Here is a 15,402-nt window from a genome sequence, read left to right as displayed (position 1 = left end):
AAACTTAATCGCTATATTTTGTAATAACTAAATGTGAATTTTAGTTTACTGCTATTAGCTTCACCTCAAAAATAAGTACAGATCCACCTGGGATGGTGCTGTAATCATTGTTTCCATATCCTAAATGAGCCGGAACAAGTAGAATACCATTACCTCCTTCTTTAAAATAAGGAATTCCCTCTGTCCATCCTTTAATCACTTGTTGTAAGTTAAAAGTGATTCCTTTAGCCTCACTTTGATCAAAAACATTACCGTTGATAAAAGATCCTTTGTAAGCTACAGTAACATTAGCGCCACTATTAGGTTGCTTTCCTGTACCTGGCTCATTGATTACATAATACAAACCAGAGTCGGTTTTTTGAGCATTCAAGTTATTCTTAGCAATATAATCTGTGATTTCTTTGTCGTTTTTAGCAACATAATCCACTTCTTTGTCTTTAGAACAAGAAACTACAATTGTTAAAACTAAGGCAAATAATACTTTTTTCATGTTTACTTCATTTTTATAAAGTCGCAAATATATACAATTCCTCTGTCTCTTTTTTAAAATGAATGGAGCGTTATGTTAAAACTGTAACACTCATTAATTAAGTATAAAACTGCATTGCTATACTAACTTTTCAATAGAATTAAACTTCGGTAAAACTCAGAATAACTACCAAATTAGTCTCCAAAAATCTGTACATCATCTACTTGAAAACCGCCGTCTAATGTCAAATTCTTTCCTGATCCAGTATACCTAAAAGCAATATTTATTTTTCCTTTGTAAGAAGACAAATCAACAGCTCCCGATCCTATAAACTGATGCCAAGCCGTTGCTTGTTTAGGCAAAATAACGGTTAACGGAATCCAATTGGCTTTGGTTACGTTGAGCCCGTCAAAATTAACGGAGACAAATACATCCAAGGCGTTTAAAGAAGAATCCACATCGAGATGGTGTTGTGCTGCTCTAAAAGTTAGAATTTCATTAGTGTGTGTATCCATATCAATTTTAGGCGAGATCAACCAAGCAACATTGGAGTTTACTTTTGTTCCACTAATAGAGAACTCAGCATAGCCATTGCCAGAATATACGCCCCCTTTCCAAAACAAGCTACCACTTTGAACAATATTATACCAACCCGGCAGGCTCAAGTTATTCTTGTCAACAACGGTTTGAAAATCTTGTATGAAGAACGGTGTGGCTCGAGGGCCTGTCATAGTTATATCTTTTTCTGAACGGACTAAAAATTGATAATCTGTGCCATATTTGGTTAAAATCCCTCTTACTTTTCCATTACCTTTTGGTACTTCGTTTCGGGCAAAATCAGCATAACTACTTGTTCGCAAAATAACTTGATTGCCTTGTTTGTCTATTAAAGTCCAGTTTGTAGCTCCTCCTATATCATTAGCCGCTTCATAAAAATGCCTACCCAAAGCAGCTTCGCTAAACTGCACTCCTGAAATTTCAACTAAAGTATTCAAGTTAGCATCATTCAATAATTCGGGAATAGTTAATTTTCTTACCAATGTACCTTCTTCAACCGTGCTACAGGAAGCATTCAAAACTTTTTTATACTCATTTTGCGATAGTCTTCCTACCCCGCCTTCATTATAAGAATTTACATAAATTGCTCCTATACGCAAACCTCCATAAAAAATATCAGTGTGTTGGTCTTTGAGTTTTATGTAGACTTTGTTTCCCAATCGGTAATCAACATACATATTCGTAACATCCACAGGAACACTAAACCCAATAGGGGCTGTAGTTGAACTTCCTAATGTTTGCATCGAAATACTTTTAAAGAAGTTCCCATGCTCATCGCTAGAAACCACATATGCTTCAATGATATCATCATATTTATATTGCGAAACAATTGCAGCCGCACTAGCCCTCACTTCGCTAACACTGCGGTTGACTATAAAATCGGGTTGATTGCAACTAAGTTTGGGAACCGTTACCTCATCATTAACGCAAGAACTCAAGCACACCGTGATTAGAGCCAGTGCAAGAGCATTGTACAATATTGTTTTCATAATAGCTTATTTTGTAATTATAAATTGATATAAATATTGGCAAAATATGTCCTGCCGTAGCCATAAAAATATTTGTTGCCAAAAGACGGACTTCCACTGGAAACATCTTGATTGAGTTGTCTGAAATTTGCATTTCTTGCCTGCTCATATCCTCCCGTTTTGTATTTAGTATTTAAGGCATTATTGACGCTAACGAATGCTCCTAAATTCTTTCCATTGACTCGCCATGATTTTCCCGTGGTGAAATTGAGCAATAAGAAAGCGTCTAGTTTTTCTTGTTGTAATAATTCAGCTGCTCTTTCTTCTGACGCTTCTGGAAATGGAAAGCCACTTGCCGGATTAGTATAAAAGCGATTTGTTCTAGATAGAGGAGAAAAATCAACATAGCTATCTGCTAGATAATTTATGTTACTACCTACCCACCAATAACTTGGATCACGATATTCTAAACCTAAACTATAGGCTTGTTGTGGCATACCCGCTTGTTTGTAATTTTTCAAAAATGCAGTTCCAAAATCGAAGGAAGGTTTGCTATTGTTCACCGTTGCAAGTGCATCATTATTAATCGTTACATTAGGATTGCTATCGTATATAAACTGCCCATAAGCTGCAGAAAAACTACTTTTTAAAGTTGCGCTAAGTTGGTATTCTAAACTCAACTCCGTTCCTAAGTTCTTTTTATTTACATGCGTTAGCGTCTGACTAACAAAGGCATTAGTATTGGTATAACCCGCTCCGTTATCAAAGATGCCTTCGGCATAAAAGAATGAGGTTTGAGTAGCGTCTTTTATGGTTGAATAATAGGCCGTAAGTCTGGACTTGAATTTGGCTGAACGATAAATATAACTTGCATCCAGACTACTTATATTCTCACTTTGCAATCCGTCGACAATAGCATTGTTTAGCCTTGCATTAGGAAAAGTGTTTCTTAAATTAGGTGCTTTCGTTAAGTGTGCTCCGTTAAGAAGGACAAGTTGTTTTCCTGATATTTTGTAGGTTAGCCCTCCCTTAAATCCAAAATTTTCAAACTTTACGGGTTCGCTTTTGCCGAAAGATATTGTTTCGTAGATACCGTTTTTATACAAACCCTCTCGCTGATAGTTGGTACTCGAGAATGATTGTGCCACATAAAAATCTACTGTATGGTACGAAAATTTAAACTGACTAAAAAAGGTAAAAGTAGTCGCGGCGTACTTATAATTATATCCGTAGGCATCACCAACGCCAACCGTTCTATTTGGATTATTTAGATCAGACTGTGCTTGATTTCCACTGTAAAAGCCGTCAATATCCTCAAAATAAGCTCCACCCAATAAATCTATTAGCTTTTGATAATTATGAGATTTCAAGCTTTGGTAGGTTCCACCTGCATTTACAATTAGATTATCATTAAGTTGGGAATTGAAATTGGTATTGGCCACAATTGTTTGGTCACCCGTTCGATCTTCATATACCACATAATGACTCTTTGCTGGTGCATAGCCTGTGATGGCACCACCGGCGTCAACAATTGGAGTTTGATTAGCTTTGTAAAGTGCCTCCCAGTCAATTTGTTTATTGGCAAGAAAAGCCAACTTACTCTTTTCAGCATTGTCATAATCCGGACTGTACGCTCCTGAAAATTCTCCATCATCTTTGGCATAAAGTGACGTATAATAGCTAGGCATTTTTCTAAAATAAGTAGGATCAGGACTGTTGGCGTTTTGGTAATCTATTGTACTATTGGTTATTTTACCAAATTGATACATTAGACTTGAATTGAGATTTGTATGCTCATTTATTTTAAAATAGTGATTGAGCATGAGTAGCGGTTCTTCAATTGTTTTAATTCTCGAATTTCTCTTTTTCCCATCTTGAAAACCCCAGTAGGAATTGTACTTTTCGCCTGCTAGTTGGCTAACTTCAGTAGTGTTGGGAGAGTTTTTGCCACGACTATTTGGAGTGTAGAAACCACTCACATTAAGCGCATGCTGCTCATTAATTTTGTTTTCGATACTGAGAAAAAGAGAGTTCCCGTCGTAGTTTGTCCCTTCAAAATAACCTTCATTAGCCCATCGTTTTCCTGCAGAAACCACATAGGCCCATCCTTGCGAATTAAGTCCAGAAGCATAAGTCGCCATACTACGCCAACTGTAATTTGTATTGGTTCCTGAAAATGTGATTCGGCTTCCAGCTCTATATATAGACGCGCGTGTATTGATTTCTTGTGTTCCTAGAATGCCCCCAAAGCTATAGTCTGATGGGGCAGTTCCCATTGAAAATTCTTGATTCCTAGTGGCATCATTGAGTCCGCCCCAATTTCCCCACTGCGGTCTTCCGTCATATAATTTATTCATTGGCACACCATTAATCATTGTGGTTGCCTGTTCACTGTCTAATCCTCTAATTTTAAAACGAGCTTGGCCCCAATTAAAAGCCGCAGCTTGCTGAAAAGCATCTTTAGAAGATTGCAATAATCCGGAGGTACTTTCAGAACCACTATTGTCTTCGCTTAAATCATTTTCAAACAGCCGTACCATACCGGTTTGCATGTCCGCTAGTTGATCTTCATCAAGCATAATGATTCCCAGATCGAGATTTTGGTTATCCGTGATCGTAACAGGAACTAGTGCCTCTTTGAATCCTTGACTTTTAAAAAGGAGGTACTGGTCTCCAGTAGGTACCTCACTAAATTCAAACTTCCCTTCTATCGTAGAAAGTTGCATTAAGTTGGTGTTTTGTATTGTTATAACAACATTAGCTAGGGGGCGCTGTCCCTTGGAGTCCAATACAACTCCGGATATTCCTGTAAGTTTTTGTGCCCATACACTCCCTATTTGAAAAATAAAGCAAAGTGCCAAAAGGTTTAGTTTCATATAATTCTTTCCATATTAAATAGCGGTATTGATTCCTAATGATTAGGAATAGTGAGTGTACAAGAAATAAGGGATTAATTTATTTTTAGTCCAATGCTACAACTTTCAATTGTAAACTGAAAGCGGTAAAAAATAAAATGGTTTTTGGAAAATTGGAAAACGAGTCATGAACAGTTTGACAGCCTTTCTGATAATGTGGTATTTAGAAATCGCAAGTCGGAAATAGCAACTGATTTCAAAACATAAATATAATTAAATTTTGATACCAAAATTAAGTTGCCGAAAAAAATACAATAGCATGGTTTTTACATAATCAATACTGGATAAAACACCTATATAATTGCTGTTCATGTAACGAATTTAGGCTAATATGGACGTTGTTTTTCACATAAATTATAGAAATATATGACAACGTTGCGACTGTTATACATAAAAAAAGAGCTTGCAGTGCAAACTCTTTTTAATATTTATAATATAAAAATGATTTTAAACATCGTCAAAATCTACTCTTAAGTTTTCAGATGTGGGATGTGCTTGACAGGTTAAGATTAATCCGCTTGCAATTTCTTTATCAGTAAGTATCGCATTTTTCTTCATCTCAGCAGTTCCTTCGGTCACACGAGCAAGACAGCTACTGCATATTCCGCCTTGACAAGAATAAGGAGCATCAATACCTTGTTTTAATGCTGCATCCAGAATAGTTTGTTTTTGAGACATATCAAAAGTGGTCTCTTCATCATCTACCATAACTGTAATTTTTGAATGGCCTTCTAGCGATTCTGAAATTACATTCTCTTGAGTAGTGGTGGTGAAAAGCTCGAATTTAATTGCTGATTCTTTGATGTTTTTTTCTTTTAAAACGGTAGAAACAGTTTCAATCATGGCTTCAGGACCACATAAATAGAACTTATCAAAGTCTAAAGCAGCGTGTTTGTTGTTCAAAACAAAGTTAACTGTGGATTTCTCAATACGTCCAAATAAAGCCTCTTCCACTTTTGCTTGGCTATACACATAATGCACAAAAAAGCGGCTTACATATTTTAAATGCAAATCATGTAATTCTTGATGAAAGATGGTTTCTTCCGGAGTTTTGTTCCCATAAACTAAAACAAAAGAACTTTTGGGTTCATTTTTAAGCACGTCCTTTATAATTGAAAGTACTGGTGTAATTCCGCTTCCAGATACAAAAGCTGCGTAATTTTTTTGACGTTCTGCGTGAGGTTCAAAAGAGAATTTCCCTTCTGGAGTACCTACTTCTAGCACATCTCCTGCTTTAAGTTTCGTATTAGCAAATTGAGAAAAAGCACCATTTTTCACTGCTTTAACGGCAATACGCAATTCTCCGCTATCCGGTGCTGAACATATAGAGTAAGCGCGTCTAATTTCTTGACCGTCTAAAGTTAGTCGTATATTAAGGTATTGCCCTGCTATAAAATCATAGTTGGGTTTTAATTCTTCGGGAACATTAAAAAGTATGGAAACCGCATCTTTAGTTTCACGTCTTACTTCTTTTATGGTTAGTTTTAAAAATGAAGGCATGGATTAATTTTTTTACAAATATACTAAAGAGATTAGGTTTCTTTAAATCAAAATATTGAAATTTTATATACCTAGAAGTATTATGTATAAGAATCTTATGTATATTTGTGATTCAAAATTTGATCGAAATGAAAAATTCACAATTATATAAAGGAAGTTTGAACACCATTATCATGAAGCTGCTGGAGGAAAACGGCAAGATGTATGGTTATGAAATCACCCAAAAAGTAAAGGCCATTACAGCGGGTGAGCTCAATATTACCGAAGGTGCTTTGTATCCTGCATTGCATAAACTGGAGGCAGAAGGAATTCTGGATGTCGAAATTGCAAAGGTTGATAACCGCATGCGCAAGTATTACAAACTAACCGAAGCAGGAGAGAAGGAAACTGTTAATCGTTTATCAGAGTTAGAAGACTTTATTAGAAACATGCAAAATTTAGTGAACCCAAAACCTAATTTAGAATTTTAATTTTTAGATCATGCAATTAACAGCCGAACAAATAGAATGCATCAATCAAACTTTAATTGGAAAAGGGATAAAATTTGACGATATAAAACTCGAAGTTTTAGATCATATTGCTACTGAAATTGAAAATGAAATGGAATCCACAGCCAAGGATTTCGAAGTAGTTTACAATGAAGTTCTTAAAAACTGGAGTGAGGAATTTAAATTAACAAAAGACTTTTTCTCATTACAATCAACTTATCCTAAACTAGTTCATAGTAAATTGAAAACTCAGCTTAGAAGTGAAATAGTATTAGCATTAACATCATCACTACTATTAATTATTGGTTTACAATTTGTAGATGACACAGAAGGAAAATTACAATATTTGAAATTAGCAAACGATGTCTTGTTTTACACCTATTGTACAACTGCAGCTGTAGCTCTTTTAATCAAATTATGGAATTTAAAATCTAAAACCACTACTACCTATAAGCAATTGTTTGACAGCCGTTTTACTCTTCTTATTATTTTTTTATCAATCATTATCAATTCGAGCGTTCCTCAGGATCAAACGAATCAAAATTTATTTGTAGCAACAATAAGTTGTTTTTTTGTGTTTTTACTTTCGACCATTTATGTAGGAATGAAGCACATACAATTTCAAAGAAAATTTTCAATTCAATAGAACATGAAACTAACCAACCAACAAATCAATTACGTCGAAAATTACATCAATTCCAAAGACATTAAATGGTATGAACTGCAAGTAGAACTTACAGATCATATGATTAACAGTATGGAAGAATTTTGGAAGGCAGATCCTGAACTAACTTTTCATCAAGTAAAACACTATGCTGAAGAAAGATTTGGCAGGAACGGGTTTAAAGCGATTGAAGAAGAACGCACGCAAATATTGAAAAAAGAATCTAGAAGGATGCAGTGGAAGATGATTGCTGATTATTTAAAGTTTCCTAAAATATTTGCAAGTGCACTAACTCTTATTATTTTTTATAAATCTTCATTTTATTTTGACAAGCCGGTAAAATTTATTGCTCTGCTTTATGGTTTTTTCTTGGCTTTATATATTCCTGCTATTTACTCCTACTTTAAAAACAGGAAAATAAAAGGCAAACGCTTTCTACAAATTGAAATTAGCAGTCCCATAGCACTAGGATTAGGGTTTTTAAATTTTGGAATAAGCTTAACGAACTTATTCAAGGAATGGATTGAGCAATACGATGTATTAAGACTTGTTTTTTGCGCCGTTTTGGTTCTGGGAATATTGTTTTTAGTTACGGGTAAACAAATCTATGAAAGGTCCGTGTCCAATATCAAAAAACAATACCAACTCACTTAATTCTTCTCTAATGAAACTAACCAACCAACAAATCGCTACGATAGAACAAACCTTAGTTTTAAACGGTCTTGTGTACGATGATATCAAAATAGAACTATTAGATCATATAGCCTCAGAGATTGAATTTGCAATCGATGAAAAAGAGGAACTATTTGAAGATGCCCTAAAAACAGCGTTCTCAAATTGGGAGGGACAATTACATGCTAGTACATCTTTTTGGATTTGGTCAGAGTCTGTTCCAAAGATTATCATTCAAAAATCACTAAAAATGGTAAAACATATTTTTTTGATGTCTTTTGGCTTGGGAAGTACTACTGCTCTTGCTGTTACTTTTATATTCAAATTTAACCCACAACAAGGGGTTCTACTTATATTAAATAGCATACTTCAAGCGGCCAGCGGACTGGGGATTATATTACTTATTTACTTAAGATATAAATTATGGCAATCTAAATTTAAATCATTTTATAGCTTTTTATTCAATCGAAATGGTTTTATACAAGTGATCACTCTTGTTATGCTTGCAACAGGAATTTTTAATTTTAGAGGATATAGCAATTTTAGCGATTTTCATTTTATGAGCGCTTTGTTACCAACTACGTGGTTGTTTATCTCAGGATTTTATTTAAACGTGGGCTTCCAACATTTGAGATTCGAAAAAAAATTATCTAAAGTATAATTATGCAATTAACCCCAGCACAAATTGACCAACTATATCTGTTCACCCGCCAGCATTATGTGGAATGGTATGACCTGCAATCAGAATTGGTCGACCATCTGGCGAATGCGATAGAAGCACAGATGAAAGAGAATACAGCATTGACTTTTGACGAAGCCTTAAATGTTGAATTCCAGAAATTTGGTGTTTTTGGTTTTATGGATGTGGTAGAGAATAGGCAAGCCGTATTGAAAAAAAAATACAATAGTTTAGTTTGGACACATTTCAAAGGGTTTTTTAGTATTCCCAAAATTATCTTTACCATTGCGGTAACTGCAATTCTTTATAATCTTATAAAACTAGACTTCTATAGTAAATGGATTTTTTTGGGGATTTATGTGATTTTGATTGGAACTGCATTTTACTACATGATACAAAACCGTAAGAACCGCAAACAAAAGACAGTGCTAGGACAAAAGAGATGGTTGTTTGAAGAGATTATAAACAAATATGGCGATTTTTCGGCAGCTCTCATTGTGCCTTTAAATATTTTCATTCAATTACTAAATCATTCAAACGTAATTTTATCAAATAACTATTGGATACTGGGGCTCAGTTCCTTTTTAGTAGTAACCGCTATTTCCATTTTTATCATCTTTGTAATAATACCTTCTAAGGTAGATGAGTATTTACTAGCCACTTATCCCGAATATATATTAGAAAAACTGTAACATTTTCCAGTTTCTAATTACTTACTGTTAAACCAAAATACCTAACCAATGATTTACAAATTTATTTACCTCGAATGGAAAGCCTTCACTCGGTCTGCTTCATTTGCCACAAATTTAGGGTTAAAGATACTAATGGGCTTTTTAGCGCTCTACTTTACATTAGTTTTTTTAGCGCTGGGTTTTGGGGCCTTTTACATATTCAAAAAAATGAATATGGATCCGTTGCCTACTATTAATAAATTTTTGATTTATTATTTCTTAGTAGATTTAATCGTGCGCCTTTTATTGCAAAAAATTCCGGTGATGAACATTCGTCCGTTACTAATCTTAAAAATTAGCAAACCCACTATTGTTCACTTTTCATTAGGAAAAACGATACTCTCTTTCTTTAATATTGTTCATGCATTCTTATTTATCCCCTTTAGTATTATTTTACTAAAAGAAGGCTATGATGTGGTTTCGGTAATTTTCTGGTTTTTATCAGTAAGTTCATTAGTCTATATTAATAATTTTATCAATATTTTACTGAGTAATAAAGACAACTTACTAACTGTTTTTATCGCTATAGCTGCGTTGCTAGGCGGACTACACTATTATGGTTTTTTCAATATTACTGATTATTCGACACCTGTTTTTTCGGCATTTTTTGATACTAAATGGGCTTTTCTAATTCCGATATTGGTACTTATTAGCTTATACTATATTACGTTTTCCTATTTCAAATCGAATCTGTATCTAGATGCTGGATTGTCCTCAAAAACAGATATTGCTAAAACAGAACAGTTAACTTGGTTAAACCAATTTGGAACACTTGGAACCTTCCTTAAAAACGACATCAAATTAATCAAAAGAAACAAGCGCTCTAAAACTACCATTGGACTGAGTGTGATGTTTTTATTCTACGGACTATTATTCTTTACAGGAGCTATTAAAACGTATGATACTCCCGTGATGCATATTTTTGCAGGTATCTTTGTTTCTGGAGGTTTCTTAATCACCTTTGGGCAATTTGTACCCAGCTGGGACAGCTCCTATTATCAATTAATGATGACTCAAAACATCCCCTACAAAGGCTATTTGAATTCAAAATGGTGGTTGATGATTTTAGCAACAATTTTCACAACAATACTGGCCTCATTCTATTTGTATTTTGGATGGCAGGTTTACCTTACTGTCGTTGTAGGCGGAATTTATAACATTGGTGTCAATTCACAATTAGTATTATTAGGTGGTGCTTATACTAAAACACCTATTGATTTAAGTTCTGGCAAAGGAGCTTTTGGAGACAAGAAAGCATTCAATATTAAAACCATGCTAATATCCGTTCCGCAGTTGGGCTTACCTATTTTATTATATTGGCTTGGGATGCATTATGCTAGTGCTACTGTAGGTTTGTTATTAGTAGCGGGTTTTGGTTTACTGGGTTTATTATTAAAAAACAAAGTCTTTAACCTTATTGAAAAAATCTATAAAACGGAAAAATATGCCACTATAGCAGCCTACAAGCAAAATAGTTAAATTTTACAAAGCGTTTAAACTAATCCATAACCGATTAAACTTTTTACAATGATACAAGTAAATAATCTTTCAAAAATATACAATACTACCACTGTTCTTAAAATTGCTACCCTGGAAATCCCTAAAGGACAAAGCCTTGGCTTAGTAGGAAATAATGGAGCCGGAAAAACTACTTTTTTCAGCTTGTTATTGGACTTAATCCAACCTACAACAGGAAATATTATCAATAATGAAATAGAAGTCAACACCAGCGAGTCTTGGAAACCTTTCACCGCATCTTTTCTTGACGAAAGTTTCTTGATTGGGTATTTAACTCCCGAAGAATATTTTTATTTCATAGGCGATTTACGTGGTCAAAACAAAGCTGACATTGATGCCTTATTAGCAAAATACGAAGAGTTTTTTAACGGCGAAATCTTAAATAATAAGAAATACTTACGAGATCTATCTAAAGGAAACCAAAAGAAAGTGGGGATTATCGCCACCTTAATTGGTAACCCAGAAGTGGTTATCTTAGATGAGCCTTTTGCAAATCTAGACCCTACAACGGTAAGTAGATTAAAAAGAATCATAAAAGAATTAGCCCAAAACCCAGAGGTAACCATTTTAGTTTCCAGCCACGATTTGCAGCATACCGTTGAAGTTTGCGATCGAATTGTAGCACTGAACAAAGGAGAGGTTGTCAAAGACATTCAAACTTCGCACGAAACACTACAAGAATTAGAATTGTTTTTTGCCGTTTAGAATAAATAGTATTAGGGCATGACCACGCTAGAAAAAGCGTGGTCGGGCTTTCACTCTCAATCTTTTTTATTTTAAAAAAATAAAATAAAAAAGGATTTCCGCTACATCCCTCATGCAGGCAGAAACCAAATAAATAGAGATAATTTTCACTATCTCAAAAAGAAACGTATTTTTACCAGTCAGTATACTAAAAAGCTTTTTTAAAAGTTTAATGATAAAAACGTTTACCATTGAAAAACCCTAATTCTAGATTTTTAATTCCGTGTGGATTTTTATTTTTTTTGGTAGCCTGTTCTACTAAAAACAACACATTTTTGGCTAGAAATTCCCATGCTTTAAGTACTGAGTATAATATCTTATACAATGGTCAAATAGCATTAGACAAAGGTATAGAAGGAATTAAAGGCAATAGTACAGATGATTTCTGGAAGCGTTTACCCATTGAAAAAATGCAAATTAGTGACGAACTTTCTGAAGAGACGAAATCAAAAAATACCGACTTCGAACTAGCCGAAACCAAAGCGACAAAAGCGATCCAAAAGCATTCAATGAATATTGGGGGTAAAGAGAGAAACTCTCAAATAGATGAGGCCTATCTCCTACTAGGAAAAGCCAGGTATTACGACCAACGCTTCATACCTGCTTTAGATGCTTTTAATTTTATCTTATACAAATACCCGAGCAGCAGCAAAATTTATGAAGCCAAGATTTGGCGCGAAAAAACGAATATGCGCTTAGGAAATGATGCCTTGGTGGTCAACAACATTAGTCGTTTATTAAAAGACAAACAACTTAAAAAACAGGTTTTTTCTGATGCTAATGCCCTTTTATCAGAGGCTTTTATAAACTTAGAAGAAAAAGATAGCGCTATAAGCAAGCTGAAATTAGCAGAGCAATTTTCGACAAAAAACGAGCAAAAAGCGCGATACCGATTCATCCTAGGGCAACTGTACGAAGAACTAGGTCATAAAGACAGCGCACGTCAAAGCTACAATGCTGTAATCGCTATGAATAGAAAGTCAGAAAGGAAATATGTCATCCAATCTCAAGCACGCATAGCACAGCTGTTTGATTATCAAAAAGGAGACACCACAGCACTTATAAAAAACTACGCAAAACTATTAGAGGATCGTGAAAACCGACCTTTTCTAGATGTATTAAATTACCAGATGGGTGTTTTTTATGACAAACAAAACAACGAAGACCAAGCACTTAAATATTACAATGCTTCCTTAGACAAAGTAACCACAGATGATTATTTGATGGCTTCTAATTATAGAAACATGGGGAATATGTATTTTAAAAAGGCATCCTACCCTATAGCTGCAAAATACTATGACAGTACTTTAGTCAAATTAAATCCCAAAACCCGAGAGTACATTCATATTAACAAAGTACGCAAAGACTTGGATGAAGTGATTCTGTACGAAGATATTGCTACTCGAAATGATAGTATATTAACTCTCGTTGCACTTTCAGATGGGGAAAAACAGTTGTATTTTGAAAATTATATTTCGAAGTTAAAAGAGCTTGATGAGGCTAAAAGAATAGCATCCGAAAAACAGCAGGAAAAACAAGAAAACATTGATCGAAATAATAAAGTAACAACGGCAAATCCTATGACAGTTCCGCAGGATATGGGGAATACAATTCAAGGGCCGCCTGCTTTACCTCCTTCTATGAGCACTCCCAATCCTGCTGTGAGTACATTTTATTTTTACACACCTACAACTGTATCTTTTGGTAAAATAGCTTTTAAAAAGAATTGGGGTAATCGTTCTTCTGAAGGAAACTGGAGGTTATCAACTAATAAAAACAACAATTTTCCTACTGATAATGTAGCTTTAAATAACAATCAAGAATTAGACAGCATCGTTAGTGGAGATCAATTTAAAGAGGAATATACTACTGATTTTTACATCAAGCAATTGCCAACAAATCAATTCGAAATTGACAGTATCGCTAAAGAACGTAATGCTGCATACTACCAGTTAGGAGTGATTTATAAAGAAAAATTAAAAGAATATCAGTTGGCTACCACTAAATTAGAACAACTACTACAAAACAATCCTCAGGAAAAATTAGTGCTTCCTGCGCTATACAACTTATATAAAATTTACCAAATAACAGACAGTCAAAAGGCGGCCGAGATAAAAAATAAAATCGTGGCTACTTATCCTAATTCAAGATATGCCCAAATTATTTCTAACACAAATCAAGGGGACCCACTTTTAGCGGATACACCAGAAAATGCTTATGCTAAAATTTATAAGTCATTTGCCAACGAACAGTATAAAGCTGTTTTAGAGCAAATTGATCCGTTAATTATACAGTTCTCGGGAGAAGAAATCGTTTCAAAATTGGAGCTTTTAAAAGCCAATACACTGGGTAAATTAAACGGAGTTGCCGATTATAAAAAAGCACTGCAGTTTGTTGCAGATACTTATCCCAATACCGAAGAAGGTAAGAAAGCTAACGAAATAGTGGAAAGACAAATTCCGCTTCTCGAAAAAATGGATTTTACAACCAATGATAGTCACAATTGGAAAATCCTGTACAGAATGCCTTCATTAGACGATCAAAAAAGAAAAGAAATTGAAGAGAAAATTAAAAAATATCTTGCTACAGAATTTGCATCCTCTATAAGTTATTCTTTAGATCCTTATTCAGCTAATGAGCATTTCTTAACCATTAATGGCAGTACATCTGAACAACAGGCGTTACAGATAAGTAGTATATTGAAAGAAAATAAATCTTATAAAATAAATGAAACTGCAATCATTATCAGCAATGATAATTACAAAGTAGTGCAAATTAAAAAAAATCTTGACGCTTACTTAGCTTCAAAAAAATAATGAAACATGTTTAATAAAAAAACAAGTCCGTACACTGATCTTTTAGGAAAAACTAACAGGATTGTAGAAGGCACTAGTATTAAAGGCGATATCGATACTAAAGCTGATTTTAGATTAGATGGGGAGCTAATAGGTAATTTTACATCTACTGCTAAATTAGTGATTGGATCAACAGGCAGTGTAGTAGGAGACATCATCTGCAACAACGCTGATATTGAAGGTAGATTCAATGGCACGATTAAAGTTACTGAAGTACTCAATGTGAAGTCTAAGGCCAGTATTCATGGTGAAGTAACAGTAGGAAAACTATCTGTAGAACCAGGTGCTGATTTTAGTGCATCCTGCATTATGAAAGACAATTTAAAAAACCTTATGCTTACTGATGGAAAAGAAACCCAACAAAAAATCAACTAGTAAATGGCTGGCCATGATGAACATCCCTTTTCAAATGGGAATCATCATTTTTAGCTTTACTTATTTAGGTATGTGGCTCGATGAAAAATACACCAATTCCTCTGTCTTTACCATAATATTATCACTATTATCTGTCTTTATATCATTATACAACATTATAAGGCAGGTCAAAAATCTAAATAAAGAAGAATAATGCAACAGTTTTACCATTTTCTAAAATACCTCATACCATTTACAATTATCCTGTTTTTTACCCAAAACTTTAT

14 protein-coding genes are annotated in these 15,402 nt (G+C 34.3%); 10 read left to right on the top strand and 4 right to left on the bottom strand.

Annotated features, from left to right (window positions below; all coding sequences use genetic code 11):
• Positions 1-40: 40 nt before the first annotated feature.
• From ACEN2K_RS01560 to ACEN2K_RS01545, 4 genes are all read right to left on the bottom strand, one after another.
• Entirely contained in the window at positions 41-490 is a 450-nt protein-coding gene (locus ACEN2K_RS01560; protein ID WP_441757551.1) for an FKBP-type peptidyl-prolyl cis-trans isomerase, read from the bottom strand.
• A 173-nt stretch (positions 491-663) separates the two neighbouring features.
• On the bottom strand, positions 664-2,016 hold the full coding sequence (locus ACEN2K_RS01555) for a DUF5689 domain-containing protein (RefSeq protein WP_441757550.1): 1,353 nt from the start codon (positions 2,014-2,016) through the stop codon (positions 664-666).
• Between the two features lie 17 nt (positions 2,017-2,033).
• Positions 2,034-4,871: a carboxypeptidase-like regulatory domain-containing protein gene (locus ACEN2K_RS01550; protein ID WP_441757549.1), complete on the bottom strand. Its 2,838-nt coding sequence runs from the start codon at positions 4,869-4,871 to the stop codon at positions 2,034-2,036.
• Positions 4,872-5,357: 486 nt separating this feature from the next.
• A complete protein-coding gene (locus ACEN2K_RS01545; protein ID WP_441757548.1) occupies positions 5,358-6,410 on the bottom strand; it encodes a 2Fe-2S iron-sulfur cluster-binding protein in 1,053 nt (350 codons plus the stop codon).
• A gap of 128 nt (positions 6,411-6,538) precedes the next feature.
• Here ACEN2K_RS01545 and ACEN2K_RS01540 point away from each other — a divergent pair, with 128 nt between their 5' ends.
• The 10 genes from ACEN2K_RS01540 (at position 6,539) to ACEN2K_RS01495 (ending at position 15,329) form a co-directional block, all read left to right on the top strand.
• Complete coding sequence (locus ACEN2K_RS01540) at positions 6,539-6,880, top strand: PadR family transcriptional regulator (protein WP_441757547.1); 342 nt, start codon at positions 6,539-6,541, stop codon at positions 6,878-6,880.
• Positions 6,881-6,890: 10 nt separating this feature from the next.
• Complete coding sequence (locus ACEN2K_RS01535; RefSeq protein ID WP_441757546.1) at positions 6,891-7,544, top strand: hypothetical protein; 654 nt, start codon at positions 6,891-6,893, stop codon at positions 7,542-7,544.
• A gap of 3 nt (positions 7,545-7,547) precedes the next feature.
• The gene (locus ACEN2K_RS01530; RefSeq protein ID WP_441757545.1) at positions 7,548-8,216 is read left to right on the top strand and encodes a hypothetical protein; all 669 of its coding nucleotides are present in this window, start codon (positions 7,548-7,550) and stop codon (positions 8,214-8,216) included.
• Between the two features lie 10 nt (positions 8,217-8,226).
• On the top strand, positions 8,227-8,895 hold the full coding sequence (locus tag ACEN2K_RS01525) for a hypothetical protein (RefSeq protein WP_441757544.1): 669 nt from the start codon (positions 8,227-8,229) through the stop codon (positions 8,893-8,895).
• 2 nt (positions 8,896-8,897) lie between these two features.
• Positions 8,898-9,605, top strand: coding sequence for a hypothetical protein (locus ACEN2K_RS01520; protein ID WP_441757543.1), 708 nt, complete (start codon positions 8,898-8,900; stop codon positions 9,603-9,605).
• 48 nt (positions 9,606-9,653) lie between these two features.
• Complete coding sequence (locus tag ACEN2K_RS01515) at positions 9,654-11,123, top strand: DUF5687 family protein (RefSeq protein ID WP_441757542.1); 1,470 nt, start codon at positions 9,654-9,656, stop codon at positions 11,121-11,123.
• Between the two features lie 48 nt (positions 11,124-11,171).
• Positions 11,172-11,867: an ABC transporter ATP-binding protein gene (locus ACEN2K_RS01510; protein ID WP_441757541.1), complete on the top strand. Its 696-nt coding sequence runs from the start codon at positions 11,172-11,174 to the stop codon at positions 11,865-11,867.
• Between the two features lie 230 nt (positions 11,868-12,097).
• Entirely contained in the window at positions 12,098-14,722 is a 2,625-nt protein-coding gene (gene porW, locus ACEN2K_RS01505; protein WP_441757540.1) for a type IX secretion system periplasmic lipoprotein PorW/SprE, read from the top strand.
• A gap of 6 nt (positions 14,723-14,728) precedes the next feature.
• Positions 14,729-15,136: a bactofilin family protein gene (locus ACEN2K_RS01500; protein WP_441757539.1), complete on the top strand. Its 408-nt coding sequence runs from the start codon at positions 14,729-14,731 to the stop codon at positions 15,134-15,136.
• Positions 15,105-15,329: an AtpZ/AtpI family protein gene (locus ACEN2K_RS01495; RefSeq protein ID WP_441757538.1), complete on the top strand. Its 225-nt coding sequence runs from the start codon at positions 15,105-15,107 to the stop codon at positions 15,327-15,329. Before ACEN2K_RS01500 ends, ACEN2K_RS01495 begins: the two co-directional genes overlap by 32 nt.
• The last annotated feature ends 73 nt before the right edge of the window (positions 15,330-15,402 follow it).

The organism is Flavobacterium sp. W21_SRS_FM3, from assembly GCF_052113625.1.
Classification (GTDB): domain Bacteria; phylum Bacteroidota; class Bacteroidia; order Flavobacteriales; family Flavobacteriaceae; genus Flavobacterium.
The sequence above is the reverse complement of the archived record's forward strand: the minus strand, read 5'-3'. Positions and strand labels throughout refer to the sequence as shown.

Coding starts and splice junctions, on each gene's coding strand:
- ACEN2K_RS01535 (WP_441757546.1), top strand. CDS start 6,891: ATGCAATTAACAGCCGAACAAATAGAATGCATCAATCAAACTTTAATT.
- ACEN2K_RS01540 (WP_441757547.1), top strand. CDS start 6,539: ATGAAAAATTCACAATTATATAAAGGAAGTTTGAACACCATTATCATG.
- ACEN2K_RS01525 (WP_441757544.1), top strand. CDS start 8,227: ATGAAACTAACCAACCAACAAATCGCTACGATAGAACAAACCTTAGTT.
- ACEN2K_RS01560 (WP_441757551.1), bottom strand. CDS start 490: ATGAAAAAAGTATTATTTGCCTTAGTTTTAACAATTGTAGTTTCTTGT.
- ACEN2K_RS01495 (WP_441757538.1), top strand. CDS start 15,105: ATGGAAAAGAAACCCAACAAAAAATCAACTAGTAAATGGCTGGCCATG.
- ACEN2K_RS01550 (WP_441757549.1), bottom strand. CDS start 4,871: ATGAAACTAAACCTTTTGGCACTTTGCTTTATTTTTCAAATAGGGAGT.
- ACEN2K_RS01510 (WP_441757541.1), top strand. CDS start 11,172: ATGATACAAGTAAATAATCTTTCAAAAATATACAATACTACCACTGTT.
- ACEN2K_RS01555 (WP_441757550.1), bottom strand. CDS start 2,016: ATGAAAACAATATTGTACAATGCTCTTGCACTGGCTCTAATCACGGTG.
- ACEN2K_RS01515 (WP_441757542.1), top strand. CDS start 9,654: ATGATTTACAAATTTATTTACCTCGAATGGAAAGCCTTCACTCGGTCT.
- ACEN2K_RS01545 (WP_441757548.1), bottom strand. CDS start 6,410: ATGCCTTCATTTTTAAAACTAACCATAAAAGAAGTAAGACGTGAAACT.
- ACEN2K_RS01500 (WP_441757539.1), top strand. CDS start 14,729: ATGTTTAATAAAAAAACAAGTCCGTACACTGATCTTTTAGGAAAAACT.
- ACEN2K_RS01520 (WP_441757543.1), top strand. CDS start 8,898: ATGCAATTAACCCCAGCACAAATTGACCAACTATATCTGTTCACCCGC.
- ACEN2K_RS01530 (WP_441757545.1), top strand. CDS start 7,548: ATGAAACTAACCAACCAACAAATCAATTACGTCGAAAATTACATCAAT.